Annotated in this window: 21 protein-coding genes; 12 read left to right on the top strand and 9 right to left on the bottom strand. The window is 46.3% G+C overall.

From position 1 onward, the window contains the following. Positions 1-72: 72 nt before the first annotated feature. The gene (locus LBPC_RS02030; protein ID WP_016383544.1) at positions 73-1,236 is read right to left on the bottom strand and encodes an MFS transporter; all 1,164 of its coding nucleotides are present in this window, start codon (positions 1,234-1,236) and stop codon (positions 73-75) included. A gap of 78 nt (positions 1,237-1,314) precedes the next feature. Beyond that, positions 1,315-1,608 (bottom strand): ArsR/SmtB family transcription factor, encoded by a 294-nt coding sequence (locus LBPC_RS02025; protein WP_003661580.1) that lies wholly within the window; start codon positions 1,606-1,608, stop codon positions 1,315-1,317. A 232-nt stretch (positions 1,609-1,840) separates the two neighbouring features. Here LBPC_RS02025 and LBPC_RS02020 point away from each other — a divergent pair, with 232 nt between their 5' ends. Then, positions 1,841-3,253, top strand: a complete 1,413-nt coding sequence (locus tag LBPC_RS02020) for an exonuclease domain-containing protein (RefSeq protein ID WP_003661579.1) — start codon at positions 1,841-1,843, stop codon at positions 3,251-3,253. A gap of 336 nt (positions 3,254-3,589) precedes the next feature. On the opposite strand, the gene LBPC_RS02015 is transcribed toward LBPC_RS02020, so the two are convergent. Beyond that, positions 3,590-4,462: an Rgg/GadR/MutR family transcriptional regulator gene (locus LBPC_RS02015; protein ID WP_032775006.1), complete on the bottom strand. Its 873-nt coding sequence runs from the start codon at positions 4,460-4,462 to the stop codon at positions 3,590-3,592. 572 nt (positions 4,463-5,034) lie between these two features. Here LBPC_RS02015 and LBPC_RS02005 point away from each other — a divergent pair. The 8 genes from LBPC_RS02005 to LBPC_RS01965 all read left to right on the top strand — a co-directional run bounded on the left by LBPC_RS02005 (position 5,035) and on the right by LBPC_RS01965 (position 11,564). Next, positions 5,035-5,463: an OsmC family protein gene (locus LBPC_RS02005; protein WP_003661576.1), complete on the top strand. Its 429-nt coding sequence runs from the start codon at positions 5,035-5,037 to the stop codon at positions 5,461-5,463. 390 nt (positions 5,464-5,853) lie between these two features. After that, positions 5,854-6,873, top strand: a complete 1,020-nt coding sequence (gene dhaK, locus LBPC_RS01995) for a dihydroxyacetone kinase subunit DhaK (protein WP_003563420.1) — start codon at positions 5,854-5,856, stop codon at positions 6,871-6,873. Next, positions 6,860-7,441, top strand: a complete 582-nt coding sequence (gene dhaL / locus LBPC_RS01990) for a dihydroxyacetone kinase subunit DhaL (protein WP_003661574.1) — start codon at positions 6,860-6,862, stop codon at positions 7,439-7,441. Before dhaK ends, dhaL begins: the two co-directional genes overlap by 14 nt. Before the next feature lie 49 nt (positions 7,442-7,490). Next, complete coding sequence (gene dhaM, locus LBPC_RS01985) at positions 7,491-7,859, top strand: dihydroxyacetone kinase phosphoryl donor subunit DhaM (RefSeq protein ID WP_003563416.1); 369 nt, start codon at positions 7,491-7,493, stop codon at positions 7,857-7,859. A gap of 84 nt (positions 7,860-7,943) precedes the next feature. Beyond that, on the top strand, positions 7,944-8,507 hold the full coding sequence (locus LBPC_RS01980; RefSeq protein WP_003577796.1) for a TetR/AcrR family transcriptional regulator C-terminal domain-containing protein: 564 nt from the start codon (positions 7,944-7,946) through the stop codon (positions 8,505-8,507). A gap of 95 nt (positions 8,508-8,602) precedes the next feature. Next, the gene (locus LBPC_RS17375; RefSeq protein WP_003563412.1) at positions 8,603-8,731 is read left to right on the top strand and encodes a hypothetical protein; all 129 of its coding nucleotides are present in this window, start codon (positions 8,603-8,605) and stop codon (positions 8,729-8,731) included. An 11-nt stretch (positions 8,732-8,742) separates the two neighbouring features. Then, complete coding sequence (locus tag LBPC_RS01970) at positions 8,743-10,437, top strand: oleate hydratase (protein ID WP_003661572.1); 1,695 nt, start codon at positions 8,743-8,745, stop codon at positions 10,435-10,437. Between the two features lie 146 nt (positions 10,438-10,583). Then, entirely contained in the window at positions 10,584-11,564 is a 981-nt protein-coding gene (locus LBPC_RS01965; RefSeq protein WP_003563408.1) for a hypothetical protein, read from the top strand. A 119-nt stretch (positions 11,565-11,683) separates the two neighbouring features. Here LBPC_RS01965 and LBPC_RS01960 read toward each other — a convergent pair whose 3' ends face one another. The 3 genes from LBPC_RS01960 to LBPC_RS01950 form a co-directional block, all read right to left on the bottom strand. After that, a complete protein-coding gene (locus LBPC_RS01960) occupies positions 11,684-12,700 on the bottom strand; it encodes a linear amide C-N hydrolase (RefSeq protein WP_016383542.1) in 1,017 nt (338 codons plus the stop codon). Positions 12,701-12,856: 156 nt separating this feature from the next. Further along, a complete protein-coding gene (locus tag LBPC_RS01955; RefSeq protein WP_016376911.1) occupies positions 12,857-13,723 on the bottom strand; it encodes a MetQ/NlpA family ABC transporter substrate-binding protein in 867 nt (288 codons plus the stop codon). A gap of 106 nt (positions 13,724-13,829) precedes the next feature. Beyond that, on the bottom strand, positions 13,830-14,018 hold the full coding sequence (locus LBPC_RS01950; RefSeq protein ID WP_003659803.1) for a hypothetical protein: 189 nt from the start codon (positions 14,016-14,018) through the stop codon (positions 13,830-13,832). Positions 14,019-14,279: 261 nt separating this feature from the next. Between LBPC_RS01950 and LBPC_RS01945 the strand changes: the two genes are divergently transcribed. After that, positions 14,280-17,012 (top strand): YhgE/Pip domain-containing protein, encoded by a 2,733-nt coding sequence (locus LBPC_RS01945; RefSeq protein WP_003661569.1) that lies wholly within the window; start codon positions 14,280-14,282, stop codon positions 17,010-17,012. A gap of 325 nt (positions 17,013-17,337) precedes the next feature. Here LBPC_RS01945 and LBPC_RS01940 read toward each other — a convergent pair whose 3' ends face one another. Further along, positions 17,338-17,430, bottom strand: a complete 93-nt coding sequence (locus LBPC_RS01940) for a putative holin-like toxin (protein ID WP_011674107.1) — start codon at positions 17,428-17,430, stop codon at positions 17,338-17,340. A 547-nt stretch (positions 17,431-17,977) separates the two neighbouring features. Between LBPC_RS01940 and LBPC_RS01935 the strand changes: the two genes are divergently transcribed. Together LBPC_RS01935 and LBPC_RS01930 are read left to right on the top strand one after the other, a co-directional pair. Beyond that, positions 17,978-19,687 (top strand): ABC transporter ATP-binding protein, encoded by a 1,710-nt coding sequence (locus LBPC_RS01935; protein ID WP_003593027.1) that lies wholly within the window; start codon positions 17,978-17,980, stop codon positions 19,685-19,687. Further along, the gene (locus LBPC_RS01930; protein ID WP_003661564.1) at positions 19,680-21,491 is read left to right on the top strand and encodes an ABC transporter ATP-binding protein; all 1,812 of its coding nucleotides are present in this window, start codon (positions 19,680-19,682) and stop codon (positions 21,489-21,491) included. Before LBPC_RS01935 ends, LBPC_RS01930 begins: the two co-directional genes overlap by 8 nt. A gap of 182 nt (positions 21,492-21,673) precedes the next feature. On the opposite strand, the gene LBPC_RS01925 is transcribed toward LBPC_RS01930, so the two are convergent. Together LBPC_RS01925 and LBPC_RS01920 are read right to left on the bottom strand one after the other, a co-directional pair. Continuing rightward, positions 21,674-23,359, bottom strand: a complete 1,686-nt coding sequence (locus LBPC_RS01925) for a glycoside hydrolase family 13 protein (RefSeq protein ID WP_080543849.1) — start codon at positions 23,357-23,359, stop codon at positions 21,674-21,676. Beyond that, entirely contained in the window at positions 23,352-23,768 is a 417-nt protein-coding gene (locus tag LBPC_RS01920; RefSeq protein WP_003661560.1) for a PTS sugar transporter subunit IIA, read from the bottom strand. The genes LBPC_RS01925 and LBPC_RS01920 overlap by 8 nt, the downstream gene beginning before the upstream one ends. Positions 23,769-23,816: the final 48 nt, after the last annotated feature.

The following is a 23,816-nucleotide window of genomic DNA, read 5'->3' as shown; positions in this document are numbered from 1 at the left end:
CGGCCACATAACTGAATTAGCAAAAAAATTCAGCCTTCCAGTACTAGCTTCATTGAGCCGTACTGTATGTGTTTAACGACTCGTCTGCAATTGCTTAAAATATCCCTGCTGGGCATATAACAACATCGCCAAGCTTGCGCCAATCGCTGTAAAAACGGCAATCCCCGAGAAGCCAGTAAACTGTTTAATCAAGATACCGCCGATTACACCACCGATGGCCTCACCTAAGTACATGACGGCATTAGCCAACGCTGAAATTGTGCTGCGGGCTGACCCCGCGTGTTCTTGCAAGGTACTCATAAACAATGGCAGCAGTGCGCCACCTATTGTATAGATAAATGCCAGAATGACCGTTGCCGTCAGTGGCGAATTGGTGAAAGGCAAAACCAGATACCCAGCAATGAAAAGTAAGAACTCAAGCAGAAACGCATGCGGCTGACCCAACCAAGTGACTAATCGGTTGCCTAGCAAACTGCCAACAAACTGACCAACGCCGATTAAAAGAATGAAGCTGCCAATGGCACCAACTGATAAATGGAAGCTTTTCGCAAACCAAGTGCCGATAAAGGCGAAACCGCAAAAATTTGCAGTTTGAAACAATAAGTATGCCCCTAGCAGTTTAAGCACGGTTTTGTTCTGAAAAAGTTTGCGATAGATACCAGTTGCAAGACGTGAAGTTATCGCCTCGTTAAGACTGGGCATGAAACGCACGACCAACATCGTCAACATCAAGGCAATGACGCCAACGAAGAAGAACGGAAATCGCCATGACCATACCGCTAAGTAACTCCCCAATGGTACCCCAACGATTTGAGCAACCGCCAGACCAGCTGTGGCATAACCCATCACTTTGACAACTTGCGTCTCTGGAAACAATACCGGGATAGCCGCCCAGATTTGCGGTCCGGCCGTGGCCGCCGCGACACCAGCGACGAATCTGGTGACAAGCATCATCGCAAACGTATTCGCCAGCCCGCACCCGGCAGTCGCCAACGTGAAAACCATTAACCCGATGATCAAAATACGTTTGCGGTCGTGCCGGTCAGAAATCGGACCAATCAATAATGCCGATATCATGTAGCCCACTGCATAAGCGCTGACAATAAAACCAGATAGACTAGTCGAAATGCCATAGTATTGCGTCAATGTCGGTAACAACGGTGAAACCAAAAAGGTATCGGTGCCAATCACAAACATCACTAAGAAGAATAGAAACGAAAGTCTACGTTCTTTCATCAGAAAGTCTCCAATCAGTTTTACGGTTTTAAAATTATCAAACAATCAGTGCTAAAAAATAAGCAACCATGTGCTTATTTATAGCTTCTCAAGTAAACCCGGGAAAACCGATTCAATTTTCCCTGTATTCAGCGTAACAAATTTTTGTCGTCCTTGGGTACGCGTGGTAATCATGCTAATTTCCCGAAGCGTTCGCAAATGATATGACATCGTTGATTTGTCAATCTCCACGTGCTGGTTCAGCTCGTTGCAGCCCATCTCATGACCGACGTGGTAAAGCATGCGGACAATCGTATAACGACCCGGTTCAGACAAAGCAAAGAAAATTCGTTGTTTGAAGGCAGTTGCGTCTGTTGATTGTTTGATATCCATACAACAGTTATGCCACAAACTTAATCTGTAAGCAAACTTTCTTTGAAAAAATAAGCTTTTCAATTCTCCATAGACGGTTCATGTTTTGGGTAAATAAGTTTTTAACCCACATTCATGGGTAAAGGCCCCTTTTACCTGCTAGTCTCGAATAATCATGGCAAAAATGTGAAATCTCGTGTCCACTTGGTATACTATTCCTGTGTTCAAAATTTCACTCAAAGGAGGTGTCACCATGGCTCGTACAACTGATCGGCAAAGAAATACACGCTCACCGCGGCAGGCTCGCCGACAATTGAATAAATTGTTGCGTGACCCCATCGTAAAACCCCACAATGCCGCCGCAGTTCGCATTCGCTTAGATGAGATGATGGCGATTCTCCAACATCGCGAGTACCGTCCAGAGCAGCCAAGTTCAACCAATCAAGTCAATACACATGGGCAGGTTCAGTTTGACCTCGCGCGCTGGTATCCTGAAGGCGGTCGCCTACGCTATACCTTACGACCGCGTGGCGCCTTACTCCCAATCGCATTCACTGTTCAAGACTTTGGTAATCATCGCAAAAGTCTGACGCGCGGCCTCGCTCTAGCTGTCGCTGGGGCGGCTCACCAGTTAGATCAAATGAAAGCCGCCAACAAATTGCCGTTGATCATGCAACCTTTTAGCGACTGGGTGCACCTCCTTGCAATTGGCTTACAAAATTGGCTTGAAAATGGTCAGGTCGTTTTCTCTTTAGCCGATCTTAACGGCGCCTATGTTTTGACCAGCATGCCAACTGCTCCTGCGACTTGGCTGGCCAGACTCTTCGGCATTTCGTTAGGCAATCCAGACCAGTCTTTAGCTGATCTGCGTCGTCAACGGCAAGAGCAGGCCGACCGTTTGACAACGCGACTTGCGGCCAAGTTTGCCATTGAAGAAGCGCCGTTGGTCCAAGCAGCTAATGATCGCGCTGCTAAGTCAATTCAACTTGATGCAGCCACCATGGCCATGTTAGCTTCAGATCAAGCCCCAATGCGGTCGCAAAAGGATGTTGTTGATCGGCTGGCTCGCGGTGATTACATTGTCATCGATACTGAGTTCGTCGCCGATCGCAACCAACTTGATCTGACAGAAATCAGTTTACTCCGGGTACGCCATCACCAAGTTGATGGGGCCTTCGATATTTTTACCCAATTACCTGAGGACCACCACGTCATGCCATTTTCAGTCAAAATCACAGGCATCACCGATGATCTGTTGTCCCAATATGGTCAGCCGTTGCCACTTGCCAAAGCTGCCGTTGAACAATTGTTGAAGCATGAACTCGTTGTGGGTTTTGCCTTAAGTAACGACCTGCGTGCGCTACGAGCGGGACTGAATGTCGATATCACCCCACTGCAAGCCTTCGATGTTGCTGCCTTGGCACGTAAAACATTCGGTATTGGCAAAAAGCACACCCCGTCGTTGCAACATTACAAAGAGGCGCTTGGGGTTGATTTGCCTTCCCACACCGCCTTGAGTGATGCGCAAACCACAATGGCGTTGTTGGAACATCTCATCTGGGAAGGCAGTCCACTCATCACTAAAGACATTGGCTTTGAACAACGGCCACCTGAGCACGCCAATGACCCGGAACCTTATCAGAAACCTGATCCAAGTACCAGCTAACTGTTCCACCATTCAATTATCGAGCCATTATCTAGAGGATGGGTCATAATTCTCGCAGTGAACTGGTGATTCATTAGGTTCCGAATAGTCAGAGAAGGATCTAGGCTTAAGAATTCCTTGCCATGCCAAACTCCGCAATCTCCGGCCAGATGGAATGGCAATGCGAAGCTAGAGCGGAGACGGCGCTTCGAGCCCCATCTGGCCAACGATTGCTCCGCCTTGGCACTGAGATCTTTAAAATTGCAATAAATCACCCATATGAAAAGGCAAACAGTTTCCGTCTTTGTAGCGGAAACTGTTTGCCTTTTCTTGGTGACTGTGAATGATGGTCAAATCTCATTTCAAAATAGTTTTTGGGTTAATTTTCAAAGATTTGATCCAATCAATATTTTTCTCAAAAAGTACATCATCAATCAGCTTCGTTGCCTCTAAAAATGTTCTCAATTCGTTTGCGTTTTTTACGTCTAAGGGATTCAACTTAAATTGAATGATGAGTTTCAAAAAAGTCACGTGATGCCGCATATAGAGAACATGATGATCCAATTTTTTCAAATCAAGAAAACTTAAAAATTGAATGGCCGAAGAAGGATCATCTTGCTCAAGAAAAGAAATTGATAAATTGTATAGAGCATTCACTATCAATTCATCGTAACTAGGTAAATGAAATTGCTGATAAGCATGAAACATCTTCTTGGAAATTCTCAAATTGATCTTGGCTGGCATTGAGAATGCAAGATTGGCAAAAACGATGTACTCAAAACTAAACCACCGTCCCGGTCTGAGAAGATAGTCTTGCACGAAATCACAATCCTCTTTCGAAAATAAAGTTTCATGTTGAGATAGTTCATCAATACAACTTTGAATCATCAAAATAACCATTTTATTTGGCGTTGTCAGAATGTTTTGCTCTTTATAAGACGCTAGCAAGTCGTATAAACCCGCCAAGTCAGTCGAATCATAATAATGAGCAATCTGTTTAAAAATTGCAGTTGATGTTTCACTTCCGTTGTCTATCAGACGGCAAAACTCTTCAGCAGACATAAAAATCGGGCGAAGTATCTTTACCATAGTGCGTAGCGTCATATCACTTTGATCATGCTCAAGGTGAGAAATCGTGGATTGATGTAAATCACCCTTAACTTCCTTGATTCGCAAGTCCCGTCGCCGACGCACCTCGTGGTAAATAGCCCCTGCCGAATAATCCAACACATGAACACCTCGTTTGATTTTTTGCCAAAATATGAATGATTTCATATTAACATGAACGCCAAGAATAGAAGCGTAAGCTAAAAAAAGCAGCATCTGAAGTTGCCTCATATAGTTTGGCATCTGCCACAGCATGGTCGTCGTGTCATTTTTCGCACTCAATCATTGAACAATAAAAATCGTGTAAATCTAATAGTGAGGTATAAACTACAGCAAAAATTGTGGCTTCTTGATCTGGCAACGTTCATTATCGCCTTAATCGTAGGAATCCTCTATGAGCGTATCGGCGCAGAAATTCTTTTGCTGACCTCAATAGCTTCTGGGTTGAGCAGCTTTTTCATTCTGATCGTGATCGCTTATAAAATGATTTCTAATATTTTTAAATCATGAACATCGAAAAATTCGTGCCATGAAAAATTAACTGTTTGCGAAGATCATGTAAGCGCTTATACTGAATAGAGTTATCAACTTAGGCAAAAGTCTGTTCAATTTCAATAGCTTCAAGAAAAACTCGGTTTAACATCCACGCACCAAAACTTGAATTACCGCAATGACCTATATGAGGAGGCGTCACCATGCAAGATGAACGCTGGAACCACCCGCTATACACAACGACGGCTATTAATGACGAAGGGCTGGAGGGCCACGCTTATATTCCCGGCGGACTTAAAGTGCAAACCAGCAATCCGATGAATGATCATCCCGGAACCAACCCAGAGCAACTTTTGGGGCTATCATTAAGCACATGTCTAGAAGCCACGCTGGAAGCGGTTGAAAAGGAGCACGGTTTGCCGCATACAGGAGCGGTGCGGGTGAAGGTCGCTTTCATTGGCACCCGTGCTGAATATCAATTTTTGGTGCACGCTCAGGTCATGGTCAAAGGCGTTGATTTCGATACTGCTAAGACTTTCACCAACGAAATCGAAAATCGCTGTCCCGTTTCGAAGTTGCTCAAAAATAGTGGCAATTATACGATCGAAACAGTGACTGATTTTAAAGACTAAACTGCCCGAGGCCAATGATCGAAGCCTGATTCCTTTAGATGCGTCTTCTGCCAGGCGCGTACGCAACAAAGTCAAATTTGTTGTGTCTTTTTGTGTAAGCGATTGCAAAGATTTTAGACTTACTTTATGATTAAGATAAGTTGATCAACCATGCACCCTTAAAAGTTTTTCCCACCCGCTTGCCGACTGCTATCAGCAAAACGGGTTTTGTTATGCGTCCTTCTGCAGCAAAGCATTGCCATCTATTTGATTTTGCTGGATACCCACCCACCTCAGCATGACTTGCACCATCACCGTTTTTAAGGCAATCTGAACATCAATATCTGCTAGAAAATCACTGTATTTTAGCATTGTTAGGGTTACACTGATAACTAGAAGGGAGTTGCAAATATGAAGAAAATCATCAATGCACCGGGCGATATTGTCCCGGAAATGATTGCTGGACTCGCTGCCAGCTATCCGCAATATTTGAAACAGATTCCTGATACAACGGCGGTCGTCAGAAATGATGCCGCGTTCAAACAACATAAGAAGGTCGGCGTCATCTCTGGTGGCGGTTCCGGTCATGAACCGCTGCATGCCGGCTATGTCGGTCAAGGCATGCTTGATGCTGCGGTGGCGGGCCAAGTCTTCACATCCCCGACCCCGGATCAAATTTACGCTGCTATTAAAGAAGTTGACCAAGGTGCGGGCGTTTTGATGATCGTCAAGAACTATTCAGGCGATGTGATGAACTTCGACATGGCCAAAGACCTTGCCAGTGTTGACGATATCACCGTCGAATCCGTAGTCGTTGATGACGATGTTGCTGTCAAAGATTCACTGTACACGCAAGGACGGCGCGGTGTCGCTGGTACTATTTTTGCCGAAAAAATTATCGGTGCGGCTGCTGAAGCTGGTTTAAGTCTAGATGACCTGAAGAAGTTAGGCGATGCCGTCGTTAAGAACACCAAGTCCTTTGCCGTAGCATTGCACGCTGCAACGGTTCCTGAAGTCGGCAAACCCGGGTTTGATTTAAAACCTGATGAAATTGAATTCGGTGTTGGCATTCATAACGAACCTGGCACCGGTCAGGAAAAACTGCCGACCTCTAAACAATTGGCTAAGCAACTGATTAGCAAGTTGACGGCGGAGTTCAAAGATCCACAAGCCCACAAGTATGCCGTCTTGGTTAACGGCATGGGTGCTACCCCGTTGTCTGAACAATACATTTTCATGGGCGATGTGCTGAATGAACTGAAGACTGAAAAGTTACCTGTCAGCTTCACCAAAGCTGGCAACTATGTCACATCACTCGACATGGCTGGCATCTCATTGACCATGTTGGCTTTAGACGATCCGCAATGGCTGACCTACCTGAATGCGTCAGCCCACACTGTTGGTTGGGGGGATACCGATGTTAAACGCTGATACATTAACCAAATGGATGACGAATTTTGAAACCCGCATTACCAAGGAAAAAGACCATCTCACCGAACTTGATCGCGTGATTGGCGATTCTGACCACGGCAACAACATGGAGCGCGGCGTCGAAGCGATCAAAGCAGCCTTCGAAAAAACCCCACCGACTACCGATCTGGCTCAAGACTTCAAGACAATTGCGATGGCCATGCTGAGCAAAGTCGGCGGTGCCAGCGGTCCTTTATATGGTACAGCCTTTCTCGAAATGGCTAAGCTTGCCAAAACCGACACCGATTTTGGCGACCTCGTCAATGCTGCGGCAAAGGGTATTGCTAAGCGCGGCCAGGCAAAAACCGGTGATAAAACAATGCTCGATGTCTGGGCACCTGCAGCTGATTTAATTAAACAAGGCAAGCTCGATGACGCCGCCATTGACAAGTTGGTTGCTTCCACCGAGCCAATGATCGCTAAACGCGGCCGGGCGTCTTATCTTGGTGAGAAGAGTGTCGGCCACATTGATCCCGGCGCCGCTTCAACTGGCGAATTGCTGAAAGCCTATTTAGATGCGACCGCTTGATCGACAACCGACAAACTATGAAGGCAAATACTTGTAAAGGAGTGATCCTATGGCACTAGGCATTTTACTTGTTTCACACGTTCCGGCGATCGCCAATGGTGTTGAAACTTTAATCAAACAAGTCGCTAAAGATGTTCCCATCACCACAGCTGGCGGTACTAGCGACGGCAAAATCGGCACGGATCTCGACCATATTCAAAAAGCAATTGGCGATAATCCAGCTTCTGAACTGCTTGTTTTCTACGACCTCGGCAGTGCGAAAATGAATTTGGACATTGCCGAAGAAGTCAGCGATAAACAGATGCATGTTTATGATGTCGCGTTTGTTGAAGGGGCTTATGCAGCCGCAGCATTGCTAGAAGCCAACGTCACCCTCGACAAAATCGAAGCGCAATTGAAACCACTCAAAGTAAAGTAAGTCATCGCCGCTTGTCGGCTTGAACAACTGACAAGCGGTTTTTCATGCCAAAAATGTTGACCATGGCTACAGGAGAGATTGCATATGTCCACATCTGATCAAACTAAGGCGCATCTTGCCAAGGTTCTCAAAGTACAAATGCAGCACAAACCATTAGATCGCATCACGATTGCCGAGTTAAGCGCAGCTGCACATGTCAACCGCAACACGTTTTATTACCATTTTGATGACATCTATGCCTTACTGAAATGGACCTTAGAGGCTGACATTGGCCGTAAAGTGATGCAGGACTTAGGCGCAGCCACATGGGAAACAAAGTATCAGCTGGTGCTTGACTATATCGTGGCTAATCAGATCTTTTGTCTGAATGCGTTTCATTCAGTTGGCCGTGACATGCTGGAAGAATTCTTATTTCAGTCAGCCACCGACATGGTGAAACCAGTCGTTTTGGACATTGACCCAGCAACACCAGCCCAAACCGTTGCCGATATCTGCAACTTTTATGGTGCAGCCATCGTCGGGCAAGTGCTGCTGTGGTTAGCGCAGTCCTTGAAAGAACCGGAACGCAATCTGATCAAGCGGGCTGATTTGATGTTAAACGGGTCGATTGCTTTCATTGTCCGCAAGCGGTCACTTGGCCCACAATAAAAGTTAATTTTCGAACAAACATCACAATTTGACTAAAGACGCTTCTTTTACTTGTGCCTATAATATAGGTGACATTAGAAAGGAAGCGTTTTTAGATGAAGAAATTCTTATTGACAGCGCTAGGCGTTGCGCTGGTTGCTGGCGGCACCGCATGCTACTTCGCAAACAAAATGGAGCTGTTTAAAGATGACGCTGACGCATACAACAAGTTCGAAAGTCGCTAGGAGGCGGGAAAATGATCAAGCATAAGGCGATCATGATCGGTGCAGGGCTGGCCAATATGGCTGCAGCTGTTTATCTCATTCAGGAAGCTCATTGGCAAGGTGATCAAATCACCTTCTATTCACTGGATGACCATGGTTCAAATGATGGTGCCCCAACAGTCGATACTGTGGATGAATATTGGAACAAAAATCATCCCATGGAAAACACGAAGGGCTATGTTGCTCGGGGCGGTCGGATGTTGAATTACCGGACGTATGTCGATTTGATGGATTTGCTTAGTCGGATTCCATCGGCAACGGAACCGGGACTAACAGCTGAAGAAGACACGCGCCAATTCGATGCCCAACATCGGACGTTTGATAAAGCTCGGTTGATGGAAGGCGGTATTGGCATCATCCAAGCAGGACACTTGGGCCTGAATAACACGGATCGCCTTTTGCTGACGAAGTTAATCATGATGCCTGATTCCGAAGAAGAAAAGCTCGACAATGTTAGCATCGCCGACTACTTCAAGGATGATCCGCACATGTTCCAAACCAATTTCTGGTATATGTGGGAAACCACCTTTGCCTTCCGCACACAAAGTTCTGCGCAGGAATTGCGGCGGTACATGCACATGATGATTTATGAATTTACTCAAATTGAGCATTTAGTCGGGGTTAACCGGACCCGCTATAATCAATTTGAAAGCATTATGCTGCCACTGATTAATTACCTGAAGGAGCAAGGCTGCAAGATCATTTTGAACCGGCGTGTCACCGCGTTTGAATTTAAAGACACGGCCATGACCGATGAAATTACAGTTACGGGCCTCACCATTCTGAACACAGAGACTGATGACGAAGAACATGTTACCGTTGATGATGATACCGCCGTTTTCTTCACGAATGGATCGATCACCGACTCCGCAACTCAAGGTGACTTTGATCATGCAGCAGTCGAAAACATGGACTACGGTGCTGCCGCTAGTCTGTGGAAACAAGCGACTGAGCATTTTTATAACCTTGGTAATCCTGATAAGTTCTTTGCGGATCGGTCAGCCAGCGAGTGGGTCAGCTTCACCTTGACGACCAAAGATCATTTGTTGCTTAACGAAATCGAACGTATTACAACGCAAGTCCCTGGTAACGCCCTGAATTCGTTCATGTCAACCCAACCAATCACGGTACTTGGGCAAAAAGATGTCATGATGTCAATCGTGGTACATCATCAGCCGCACTTTACCACCCAGAAACCAAACGAGACCGTCTTGTGGGGCTACTTCCTTTATCCACGGCGCTACGGTGAATTTGTCAACAAGCCGTATATCGAAATGACGGGTAAAGAGATGGCCCTTGAATTGATTGGTCAGCTTGCTAAAGTTGATCCCGGTCCTGGTAATATTCGTGATCATCAAGATGAGATTATGGCAAGCATCATCAACAACATCCCTGTTTATATGCCATATGCTTCGGCACTCTTCAACAATCGCGCCAAGGTTGATCGGCCAGACGTGATTCCAGCACATTCAACAAACCTTGCCTTTACCGGTGAATTCGCTGAACAACCATTCCAAATGGTCTTCACTGAGCAAAGTGCTGTTCGTTCAGGTGAGATTGCCGCTTATCATTTCACCGGCATTCCAATGAGTCATTTAGTTAAAACACCGCGGTATGATAAAGACATCAAGACATTGATGCGTGCCACGAAAAAAATGTTTGAATAATAACGTTCAATATCAAAAGCGTTGTCCGTGCATGGGCAACGCTTTTCCTTTTTGTGCACTAAAAATAATGCTAACAGCTATCAGCTCAAGCTTGTTACTGTTAAACTGTTCTTAGTGAATCCAACCAATTTTAATGGAGGCAGATCATGGACTACGAATTAAAACTGCGACGCCATGCCAGTCGCGAAATCGATAAATACTGGGAAAATTTCCAGAAAAGCACAAGTTATCAACACCTGCTGACAGTTCCCGGCTTTAGCCAGGTGCCACCAGATGAAATTCGATTAATCCTCGTCACCTTTTTCGTGCATGCCTTTGATAACCTTCGTTCAACCATTCAAGCACTTGATACTGAACACGTTGCAGCTGGTTTGCAGGAGACCTTACAGACTTATCATGATGATGCATTGGATCGCAGCGAGTCGTTAGCGATCGCGGCGGAACTGTTAAAAACATTTATGATCTGGTTGATTGCAACAAATGAGATTAAATTGACTATCCTTGAATTTGTTGATGCCTTAATGAACGTGTTCGTCACTGCCACCTATCTGCTCGGTTTGACGGAAGAGGAGGCCCTCACATCACCATTCGGCAATGATGATTTTGATCTTCCTGGTGTTGATGATGCCTTCAGTGACCCCGATAATGACGTTGACTTTGATTCCGAAAATATGGCTGAGTTATTTCAATTGACGATGACCTTTTTAGAATCCAAAACGTGGCTGCAGGTTCCTAAGCCAGTTCAGAATCAGGAACTCTTTGGTGCCACCACGTTGTTCCTTGCCCACACGATTCAGAGTTTGTTCGGCCACGATCCAAAGAATTGGACCGCTCAGGACATTAAGGCTGCCATGTCCATGCTACTATATGACAAAAAAACCATTGGTCCTGATCAGCGCGCAGTCATTGGACAAATGGTCGCTATTTTCATTCGATCTACAACAACCTCCCACCTGTGGACACCAACCCAGCGACAGGCACTTGCTACAGCTGCCGAAAGTCGCGTTCAAGAACTTGTTGCCGCCAAACCAGCACCCCAACAACCTACTAGTAACCCAACAGAAACGACAACGAATAATCGAGTTGTTCCGATCGCTGGGTGGCAAAAGCACAAACACGACAAATAACGATACCAAGTCACCACTCCGGCTCGTTAGATGACAAATCAAAAAGACAACACTGAACCCCAAAACCAATGATTGGTCTCTCGTTCAGTGTTGGCTTTTTTCATATCAATGATGTCAGTCTACAGTTGATTGAACTGTTCAGTTTTAGCCAAATCTTCATAAGTGACGTCAGTAATAGTCGGATCAAGTGTTTTCGTTGTCATTGTCAAAGTGTCTGAATCTTGCACGAAAATCGTCTTTTTCGTCAGGTCATAGCCAGACCAGTACTGCGTGTAATCCGTTAAAACCTGATGTTGTGGGTCGCGACCTAGCCCCTGCGGAATCAAGACAGTCTTTAAAGCATTGTATAACACGCGAATGCCGTCTTTGCTGTTGAAGGGATCAAGATTACGCGAAACAAACATTGCCCGCAGGAACCGCGATGGTGATGTGTAATCGCCTGGCAAACCGAACATCCCGTAGCCTGTGCCTAACTCAATCGGCTCAATATGGTAGTCGCCTAATTCGGACCCCTTAGGATAGTTATTGTCATTCAGACTGACATAATTGCGCAAATTGGTTTCATGCCACCCGTATTCAGGACTATTCGTCATAGCGCCGATACTATCATACAGCTTAAAGGCGCCGTGATCGGTTGGTTCGACAACAATCCCTTTACCTGATGGATCAACAAATGTGTAATGTAATGGGATTTTCACTCCTTGGCCGCCAAACTCATAAGGTTCATCCAGCAGGCCATACTCACCCGCCAAAGCGCGTACTTCGTCAACATTTTTGCATGTCGTCAAGGCCAAGGTCACAAACTCCTCGCCTTTAATAGCTTTCAGCCCACGCTGTTTCAAAGAATCCGCACTCGCCCAGCTGCACTCTACCAAAACCTGCAAGTCGCCAGCCAAGCCTTCGCTATTGACGCCGTCGAAAAGTGCCGTACTTTGATCAATACCGACGCCAACCGCTGCATACTTTGTGGTCCATTTGGCACTTTGTGTTGGTAATGCCTTGTTTCCTGGCAAACTGACAATTTTACCAGGAACCCCGCCGACTGGTGATTCATGAAAGAAACTGGTGTTGTAATCCATGGTCCGGCCCCAGAAAATATCACCTTGTAGCGATTTAATTGTCATTGAAGAACACATAGCAACGACCCCTTTCGAAAATAAATGTCAGTGTTTAAAGCTTAATTCTTACGATTACTGTCATTATAACCCGAATTGCTTAATGGCTCGATCCCCTTCAACAAAAAGCTGCTCTACAGCCCCATAAGTACTGGTTTCACAGCGATCTCGTTATTATTATTTTTGTTGGAGATAACTGATCGGCTTATTCACATCAAGTTTCGTGCCAGAAAAAGTCTTTTTAATCCAACTCTGAATCGTAGGGTCATGGTAAAGCGGCACTAACTTTTTAAATTCTTCCTTTTTTTCATTTTTCACTGCGGTCACTACTATATTGACGTTGGCGCGCGTCGTTTGGTTCAACTTCTCATGCACCAATGAATCTTTCAAAACATTCAGCCCACCATCAAGTGCCCGCGTATTCGAAATCAGTTCTGCGTCCAAATCGGGCAGCATTTGCACCGATGGGTCGACCTCTTTAAACTTTAAGTGCTTCGGATTGGCTTGAATGTCCTTCACGGTACTTAAAGCATTGAAGTCAGACTTAAGGGTGACAAGCTTGGCCGTTGCTAGCAAAAGTAACCCTCGTGTCGCATTAGCAGGATCGTTTGAGATGCCAATCGTTGCACCATCTGGAATCTCTCGCAGCTGTTTATATTTTTTAGAATACAGTCCCATTGGTTCCAGGTAGGTTGTGCCTAATGCTGCTAATTTTTCGCTCGGATTTAATTTGTTATATTGCTGAAAGTAAGCATATGACTGGAATGCATTAACATCCAATTGTCCCTCGGCAGTAGCTGAGTTAGTGACGTTGCCATCTGAAACTTGCTTGACTTTGATCCTCAGACCAGCCTTCTTGGCCTGCGGTGATCTAGCAATATGTTGCCAAATTTGATAATCCGAGCCACTACTGCCGATGATGATTGACTCACTTTTTGAACTAGTATGACTGCTATTGCTACTAGCTGCTTTGCCACACGCTGTTAGTGTTAATAATGAAACCAATGCAATCCCTGTGAAGATAGCTTTTTCCCAACGACTCATAAGAGATCCTCCTCCAAACATTTCCACCAGCAAACTATCAAGACCATCTCGTTAAACAACTTTGATTTATTTTAGATAACCTTGCGCTGCCACAAAAAAACGCCCCTTAACTACTTTTGTTGTAGTCAAGGGGCGACAGTGTCGCGTTACCACCCTTATTCACGATGTTGATACATCGTCTCCAGTACCTGTTGATACCTGACAGCATAACGGCCGTAACCGACTCGTGAGCGTTAACCGCACGAATAACTATTCGAAGCTCATCTTCACCTTCTTGCAGATGACCCTTTTCCATCAACCGGGCTTTCTACAGCGTCTGCGCCAAGGTTACTCTTCTTCTCAAAGTGTTGTTTTTATAAATGTCATTCAGCTCGCTTTGAAAGTTGTGCTGAGTAACACTAAAGTCTTGTTGGAAGGACTATACGGCCCGTGCTTGTGAATGTCAAGACAAAGGTTTGAAAAGATGATTGGGGAACAGTTTAGGCATTAAAAAACTTTTCAATATTCGCATGTTATAATCTACAAATACAAATTTGAAAATCACTGGAGGAGCACAATGCGAAACATAGGAAAATTAGTTGCACTGGACTGGAAGCGAATTGTTAAAAGCCCATTCGCTTTCTTACTCATTTTGGCGCTGGTTGTGATCCCCAGTCTCTATTGTTGGTTCAATGTCTGGGCGCTATGGGATCCTTACAGCAATACCCAAGATCTTACTGTTGCCGTGTATTCAGCGGATAAATCAACCGAATTCCGTGACAAAAAAATTGCCATTGGCGATGAGCTGGTCACCCAACTAAAGCATAACAAGCAACTCGGCTGGCGTTTTGTGGACTCCAAAAAGGCGGTTCAGGAAGGGGTCAAAAGCGGCAAATATTACGCAGGTGTCATTGTTCCCAAAGATTTCTCAACGGACTTGCTTAGTTTTGTCGATGGTAAGATTCGCAAACCAAAGCTAGATTATTACGTGAATGAAAAAATTAATGCCATCGCCCCTAAAATTACTGCAAGCGGGGCGTCCACGCTGCAAAACACCATTTCAGACGAATTTGTGTCAACCGTTGCCAAAACCTTGGTGACCGTCTTCAATCAGGCAGGCATTAAGCTGGATGACAATCTGCCGATGATTCGGCGCTTTGCAAGTCTGGTAACCAATACAAACGATCAATTACCGACAATTGAAAAATACATCGCGGAAGTCGGGGTTTTGCAGAGTAAAATGCCGGCCATCCGAGAAAAACTGGCGGCCGCCAACGAAATGGCCACCTATTTGCCTGAAGTCAATCAAATGGCCCAAAAATTAACGGCAGCCAACGGGTATTTACCAATGGTATCCGATGCCGGTCAGTTGGCGGTCGATGTTCGCAGCAAGTTGCCTGAAGTGCAACAAGCCGGTGCGCAGCTTAATACAGTGACCACCAACTTTGGCCAACTAGAATCAGCGGTTACGAAGGCCGTGGGGGTCACCAGTCAGGGCATTACCGTCGTCAATCAAGTTGACGGCACTTTGCCTGCTCTGACCGACTTTGGCAAAAACGCCCAAGCAGCGATTGGCACGACCAAAGATGAAGTCCTGCCAAAAGTCAGCACAGCACTTGATGTGGTTCAAAATGCGGTCGATGCTGGTCTGACATTGATAGCCGCCGCGAATACTAGTTTGAGTGCTGACTTAACTACCTTGCAAAATCAGTTGCAGCAGTTGGACACTAGCAGTGATACCGCCGCTATCAAACAGGCAATGGTGGCCCGATTAACCGCTTTAGCTGATCGCCAAGGCAAAGTGGCAGCCAATGCCACCAGTCTGGCCGATACATTAACCCGCCTGCAAACCAGTCTTAACAAGCTGACCGGTAAGGACGATCAACCGTTGGCCGGTGCCATTACGCGACTGCGTGATGTTGCGACTACCGCTACTGCTGTTCAGACGGCCGCCAGCGATCTCGCCAAAGACGTGCCAAATTTAAGTACCAATGAGTTACAAAGTCGTTTGGCGACACTCAATGATGTCGCTCAGAAATTTGCAAGTGATGCCAATACACTCAAGGATCTGGATCTCGGCACGAGTGTGAAGCAAGTACTGAACGCTTTCAAGACTGCGCTTGCAGATGCTGCCACAACGCTGACTAAAATCAACGATCAAGTATTGCCGGAACTGCCGAGTTTACTCAGCGGAACAAAGGACTTACTGACACAAGCCAACACTTTTTTGGTTAAAACCCAAAAACAGTTACCAGCCTTGAAGCAGGAACTCACTGATGCCAATACGCTGCTGAACGGTCATATGAATTTGATCACCAGTGGTATCACGACAGTCGCTGACTTATATCAAAATGACTTCCCAAGTCTTAAAACGAAATTGACCAAGGCAACAAATTTTATCAATCAAGATCTACCCGGTGTGGAAAGCGACCTGACATCAACGCTCGCTTTAGCCAACGAAAAAATGCCGCAACTACAAAGCGGGCTGGATGATGCACAAACCTTAATCAAAGATGACTGGCCAACATTGAAAGATGCCATTCAAAAAGGCGCAACGGCAATCAAAAAAGGCGAGAAATCCGTTGATCTGTCGCAGTTGATCAAACTGCTGAGACGTGATGCCACGAAAGAAGCCGGTTTTCTGGCTAAGCCGGTAGAGCTCAAGCAAACGAGTTTCTATCATATCCCAACCTATGGCTCGCAAAGTGCGCCATTTTATCTAGCCTTATGTATTTGGGTCGGTGCCTTGCTGCTCGGCGCCATTCTCATTACCGAATATCAGCTGCCGGAATCGTTGGCTCATGCGACCGTCAAACAGATGTACACCGCTCGCTGGTTAACGTTTGCAGGACTGGGGATGCTACAAGGCCTCATCGCCGCACTCGGTAATCTCTTCCTAATCGGGACGTACGTTGTCGACAAGCCGCTGTATTTGCTGTTTGCGATGTTGCTAAGCCTAGTCTTCGTCTCAATTCTATACATGTTGATTTCCCTGTTCGGCAATATCGGTAAGGGCCTGGGAATCATTATTTTAGTCCTATCCATCTCCGGCGCAGGTGGCAACTTCCCCGTTGTACTCTCAGGTAAGTTCTTCCAAGCCATTAACCCATGGCTGCCATTCACCTATGCCGTCAACTTGCTGCGCGAAACCGTTGGCGGGATCTACTGGCCAAATCTGTGGCAAGATCTCATCATCCTCGTGGCATTCGGCGTCGCGTTCTTCCTTCTGGGGCTTTTCCTAAAAGAACCAATTCGCCCGTGGATCGAGAAAATGCACCATATCACGCGGAAGTCTAAGATTATTGAATAACGTAGAAAGCTGCGTCAGTTGAGCTGTAACAATCTGCTTACACCTTGTATTTGGGCAACTGTTGATAATCTTTTATCCATGATTAGGGACTGTTTCAAGCCACCACGCCTTTATCAATCAAGTGTAAGAAAATCTTTTTGCAAAACATGGTGTTGACAGATTGTTACAAAGGCCTTGTCATGGTTTAATATATATGTAACGAAAAAGAGCCGCTGGCGGGAACCAGCGACTCCATGATTCAACAATGCTGCTTAACCGGTGGCCTATAGTAAAATTAAGCCGTCACGATAAGCCTACCCAGCTAGCTCGTGACGGCTTTTTGGTATCACCGATCATTCAGCTTCAGAACCAAGGTAATCAGTCCGAGAATAAACAACCCGAACATGATCATAAGGCTCAAAGCTTCATAGATCGACATCGTGCTCCTCCTTTCAAAGAATTTTGTGATCTCTACAGTTCTAAAACCATAGCCACCACCTCCTTCTTAAGAAAGAGCCACCGTCGCGTAGCATTGTCGTTTCCAGTCTATCAGTTGCTATTAGCTCACGCCATATATACCATTTGTTATATATTAAAAAGAGACACTCATATGAAACATACTAATCCGTTGATTCATATCAGCAAGACATGATAGCATTTGAGCGTACCAAAAGCGTTGCTGGTGGGAGCAAGCGCTATGGCTCAACAATGCTACTTAACGGCAGCTCGTTTATTGAACTAAGTCGTCACGAGCCGAGCAAGCAGCAACCCAGTTTAAAGATAAGCCGTCACGGAGCTGTACAAGCTTTCCGTGGCGGCTTATTTATGTCTATCTACCTACATCAACCTCCAACTTCTCTGGAAACTTCTTCATCTTCAAAAAGCACCGAAGCATCGTTTGTCTACCCGTTCAACAAGCTGATCACATGCATCTTTTTCAATCCAGCCGTAGAATGAGCTCAATAACCAAAACGGAGGCAACTGACATGCTGAAAATTTTGTTCGACCATATGCACGGCTGGGCACGGGTAAGTTTTTTTCTCGCGCCGCTAGCGATCATGGGCGAAGCATTGCTTGACCTGCAACAACCGACCTTGATGGCTAGCATCGTGGACGTGGGATTGGCTAAGAAAGATATGACTTATGTTTGGCATACCGCTATTCTCATGGCAGTGATTGCTATTGCTGCGTTCGCTTTAGGTGCTATCTGTAACGCCTTCTCCTCCTATGCAGCCTTGAAAATGGGCCAAAACCTGCGGACTCATCTGCTGGCTATTTCACTGGCCGATCGCGATCCCCAAGCACTCAAACCCGAAACACTCATCACCCGCATCACAAACGATGTTACGCAAATGCAGACGCTGGTAAGCATGCTGACGCGCGGACTCGTCCGCTCGCCTATGCTGCTATTTGGCGGCATTGTTATGTCGATTATTGTGTCGCCGCGGCTGTCATGGATCATTTTGATTGCCTTGCCTATTCTTGCCATCTACATCTACGTCATCGTGCGCCGGTCGCTGCCACTTTACACGGCGATGCAAGGACAAGTTGACGTCATGAACCGGATTATGAGTGAAAACTTGACTGGCGCCAAAACGATCAAGGCGTACGTACTGGAAGACCACCAACTGACTCAATTCAACACTGAAAATCGCAACCTGCAAACGATTAGTCAGCGTGCCGTCTTGGCAACAGTCACTTTGGCGCCACTGATCATGCTGGTACTTAATCTGGCAGTCGTTGCCGCGCTAGCTTATGGCGGTAATCTAGCCATCAGCCGCACCATCACCACTGGCGAAATCATGGCGTTCGTCAATTACATGATTCAAATTACGACGGCGATGACCAATACCGTTAACCTCATCACGACCTTTTCGCGGGCGATCACTTCTAGTGCACGCGTCAACGCCGTTTTGGCCGAAGAAGCAGGCACTGAGGCCAGTGGGACATTACCTGCCCCAGCTGATAGTACCATCCAGTTTGAGCACGTGAACTTTGGGTTTTCGCAAAGTCGGCCAATCCTTGACGATATCAATCTGACCGTGCCAAGTGGGCAGTGGTTGGGCATTATCGGTTCTACTGGTTCCGGCAAAACCACGCTGATCGCCTTATTAACCCGACTTTATGAGCATTATCAAGGGAAAATCACGGTCGGTGGCACCGATATCCAACAAATTACCTTACCGGCTTTACACAAAAAGATCACGGTCGCCTTACAGGACTCACTGCTTTTTTCTGGAACTGTCGCGCATAATCTGAGTTATGGCGCGCCGCAAGCCACGCCGACACAATTAGCCAGCGGCGTTGCTATCGCTGAGGCAACTGAGTTTGTCGGGACTAATTATGATGCCCCCGTCGAAGAAGCTGGGAAAAACTTTTCTGGCGGTCAACGGCAACGTCTGAATCTTGCCCGCGCCATCATCCCCGATCCTGATATTCTGGTCATGGATGACGCTACCAGTGCTGTGGATCAGGAAACCAACACTGAGATTCAAGATGCCTTGGTTAAGGCCCGCCGCAACCGTACAACCATCATCATTTCGCAACGCGTCCCGAACATCATGGACTGTGATCAAATCATCGTCATGCAAAACGGGCAAATTACGGCTCGCGGAACGCATACCGAGTTGGTCAAAAGTTCGCCATTTTACGCGCAACTGGTTCAAACCCAACTGGGAGGTGACTACATTGATTAATCTCAACGGCAGACGCGGGCCACGTAATTTGCACCCCGAAAAAGTCACCTTAGTTGATTGGAAACAAACCGTGCGAAGGATTTGGGGCTATCTCGATACAGATCGCCGCAAGTTGCTTATCGTTTTTGGCCTCACATTATTCACAACGTTGGCCACCATTGTTGGCAACCGGGTCAATGGGATCGTGGTCGACCAGTTTATCACCAAAGGCCGTCTGCGCGAATTGTTCATTGTCAGCGGTTTGTTGGCTGGGATGTATTTTCTGAGCAGTATCTTCACGTATTTTCAAACAAGTATCACTACCAAAGTCGCACAACGCACTAGTGCTGCGATTCGTCACGACCTGTTTGCCAAAATGCAGCGTTTACCGATGCGGTATTTTGATACGCATGATAACGGCGATATCATGAGCCGATTGACCAACGATGTCGACAACATCAACACCGCACTGATGCAAACTTTTGTACAGCTTTATACCGGCATTATCAGTGTTGTCGGTATGGGTATTGCCATGTTACTACTCAGTCCGCTACTAACCGGTATTGTCGTTCTGGCGTCTGTCGCGACTTTCTTTTACTCGCGAACCGCAGCACGCATCACCCAAAAAGCCTTCACGATTCAGCAACAAGAATTGGGCAGCTTGAACACCCAAATTGAAGAAAATGTTTCTGGTAAACAGTTGGTCCAGCTTTTCGATCATCAACAAGATACCATTGATCGCTTCAATGAAACCAATGCCCGCTATACCGCTGCGGCTTATCGCGCGCAACTCTTCTCCGGGGTCATCGGTCCCTTCAATAACATGACCAATAACTTCGCCTACTTGCTGATCACGTTTGCCGGTGCAGTTGCCATTCTTCGCGGTGGCACCAGCATCACAGTCGGCGTCATTTTCACCTTCCTGATCTATCTGCGCAACTTTACTGGGCCGATCAACAATATTTTGAACCTTATCAACACCTTGCAACTTTCCTTAGCCTCGGCCGAACGCGTTTTCCAAGTCGTCGATGCTGACCCTGAAAAAGATGCCCCGAATGCCGTCGAGTTAGATCACACAGCGGGCAATGTTAAGTTCGATCACGTCTCCTTCGCCTATGACGGTAAAACCGAGGTGCTACACGATATTAGTTTCACTGCTCATCAAGGGGAAGTCGTCGCCATTGTCGGTCCGACTGGTGCAGGGAAAACAACCATTATGAACCTGCTCACCGATCTATACCCACTCACCAGCGGCAGCATTACCCTTGATGATCACGATGTCACCCAAATTACCTTTGCTAGTTTGCGGCGGCTCGTCACAGTTGTTCAGCAAGAATCGTTCCTTTTTACCGCAACCATTCGCGAAAATATTCGCATGGGTCGGCCAGACGCCACTGACGCCGAAGTCGAAACGGCCGCCAAAGCCGCAAATGCTGACGGCTTCATTAACCAACTGCCAGGCGGGTACGATACCATGCTCAGCGAAAACGCTAGCCGCCTCTCGCAAGGCCAGCGGCAGCTCCTCAGCATTGCCCGCGCCTTTGCAGCCCAAGCACCCGTTCTCGTTCTTGATGAAGCGACCGCCTCCATCGACTCCAACACCGAAACTGATGTCCAGCATGCCATGAACCGCCTCATGCAACAGCGCACCAGCTTCGTGATCGCGCACCGCCTATCCACGATTCGCAATGCAAGCAAAATCCTCGTTATTGACCAAGGCAAACTCATCGAATCTGGTACCCATGAGCAACTGCTGGCGGCTGGTGGGTTCTATGCTAAGTTGTACAATAGTCCGCTGGCGGATATGGATAAGATGAAACGATAAACAAGCTTGCGTTCTAGAACTTAATGCTGCTTCAATAAAACAGCTTAAGTCAAAAACACTCCAGTAACAAAATCTATTGATGGAAATTTTCTGGCAAAGACACGATATAACACAAAAATGCTCATCCTCTAAGCCAAACTAGAAGATGAGCATTTTTCGTGAATTCGAACTCACTCGTATTACTATTGAAGCTTGTACACCACTGCGCCAAATGGTGGTAATGTCAGTGTTTTCTCTAGTGAATCGGAAATTTCACTATTCCGAATCAACACATCCACATCCTTAGCTTGCAAGTCATCCGGCACTGACCATGTGCGTTCCTCACTTGAGAAGTTACCTGCCACCAGCAAGGTCTCATGTTCCCCCTTGCGCAGGTAAATAAACAAGTTCGGATCATCAGGAGCAAGTAGCTCAAATACACCAGTGGTAATCAATGGCTCTTCATGTCGTAATTTAATCAGGTGTTGATAATAGTGGTAAACACCGTCACTATCTGCCAGATCCTTAGCCGCATTAATCTGCTTGTGATCTGGATTCAGCCCCAGCCATGGTTGCCCGGTGGTAAAGCCACCTTTTTCACTGCCGTCCCAAGGCATCGGCGTGCGAGCATTATCGCGCGAATGCAGATAAATGGCCTTCATGGCCGCTTCAGGACTTTCATGATACTGTTGGGTGAGTTCTTTGAAAATGTTCTTGGTCTCAAGATCGTTATAATCGCTTAATTGATCAAAATGAACATTCTTCAGACCGAGTTCTTCTCCCTCAAAAATATAAGGTGTTCCCTGCAACATGTGCAGCACAGTCCCCAGCATTTTGGCTGATCGAATTCGATACTGGCCTTCATCTCCAAATCGTGTCACAGGCCGTGGCTGATCGTGGTTGCTCCAGTAGAGGCTGTTCCAGCCATCGACTTGCGCTAATGTGTTCTCCCAACGTGCCAAGACTTCTTTGAGATCAACTAATTTAAATCGATTTGTCGAGAACTTGCCATATTGGCCATAGTCAAGATGCATATGGTCAAAATGAAAAACCATATCCAACTCGTGACGATCTGCCGCCGTGTATAATTGCGCCTGCTGTGCCGTTGTATGGGGCGTCTCGCCAACCGTCATGATATTGTAGTGCGACAACACTTGCTCGTGCATTTCCTGCAGGTAATCATGAACCTTTGGGCCATTTGCCGCTCCGGCATAATAACTACCGTATGCCTTGCCTTGAATGAGCGGGCCATCTGGATAAGCCGGATCTTTAGAAATCAGTGATATGACATCCATCCGGAAGCCATCAACTCCCTTATCTAGCCAAAAGCGCATGAGATCATAAACTTCTTGGCGTACCTTAGGATTTTCCCAGTTGAGATCCGGTTGTTGCTTGGCAAAAAGATGCAGGTAATACTCGCCCAGATCTTTTTTGTATTCCCAAGCTGAACCGCCAAAGCTTGAGCCCCAATTATTAGGCTCATGATCGTCAACTGGCTTCTTCCAGATGTAGTAATCGTGATGCGGATCGCTCACTGATGATTTGGCGGCTTTGAACCACGGATGTTGATCAGACGTGTGATTCACAACCAAGTCCAAAATAATCTTTAGATGTCGATCATGTGCTGCCTGCAACAAGCGTTCAAAATCGGCCATTGTCCCTAATTGTGGTTCAACATCGCGATAATTCGAAATATCGTAGCCGTTATCAACCTGTGGTGATCGGTAAATCGGATTCAGCCAGAGCACATCTACGCCCAAATCGGCTAAATAATCCAATTTTTCAGTGATACCATTTAAGTCTCCAATGCCATCACCGTTACTATCATTGAAGCTTTTCGGATAAACCTGATAGACAACGCTCTTTTTCCACCATGGTATTTCATTCATCATCGTCATCTTCCTCAACTTGAATCTTGTTGACATTGACGATTGCATCTTTGGCCTCTTGAATCAGCGCATCAATTCGAGCATCGCTAATATACTGATCGGCCGGTTCCATCGCAACGCCAAGTGCAAGTGGCAGATTCATGCCGCTGATGATATGTGTATGCGGACGTGTGCGATATTTGAAGAACTTTTGATTAACGCTCCCTGCCGTCATATCCGTCAATACCACAACATCACGATCAGCTGGGAAAGCAGTCATAACCTCATCGACTTGCTTTTCAACCGGCTGATTGTCCAAATACGCTGCCAGCGTCACGATGTCTTGACCGCCGCCACTAATGAAATCCAATGTGTCTTTCAACCCTTCAGCGAGCCGATGATGTGACGCCAATACGATTGTGCGTTTCATGAATCTTCCTCCTCTAACCACGTTTACCAGACCAGAAACCTGCACCTA

Origin of the sequence: Lacticaseibacillus paracasei subsp. paracasei (assembly GCF_000829035.1) — a bacterium.
Classification (GTDB): Bacteria; Bacillota; Bacilli; order Lactobacillales; family Lactobacillaceae; genus Lacticaseibacillus; species Lacticaseibacillus paracasei.
This window is presented reverse-complemented; position numbering and strand designations above follow the sequence as displayed.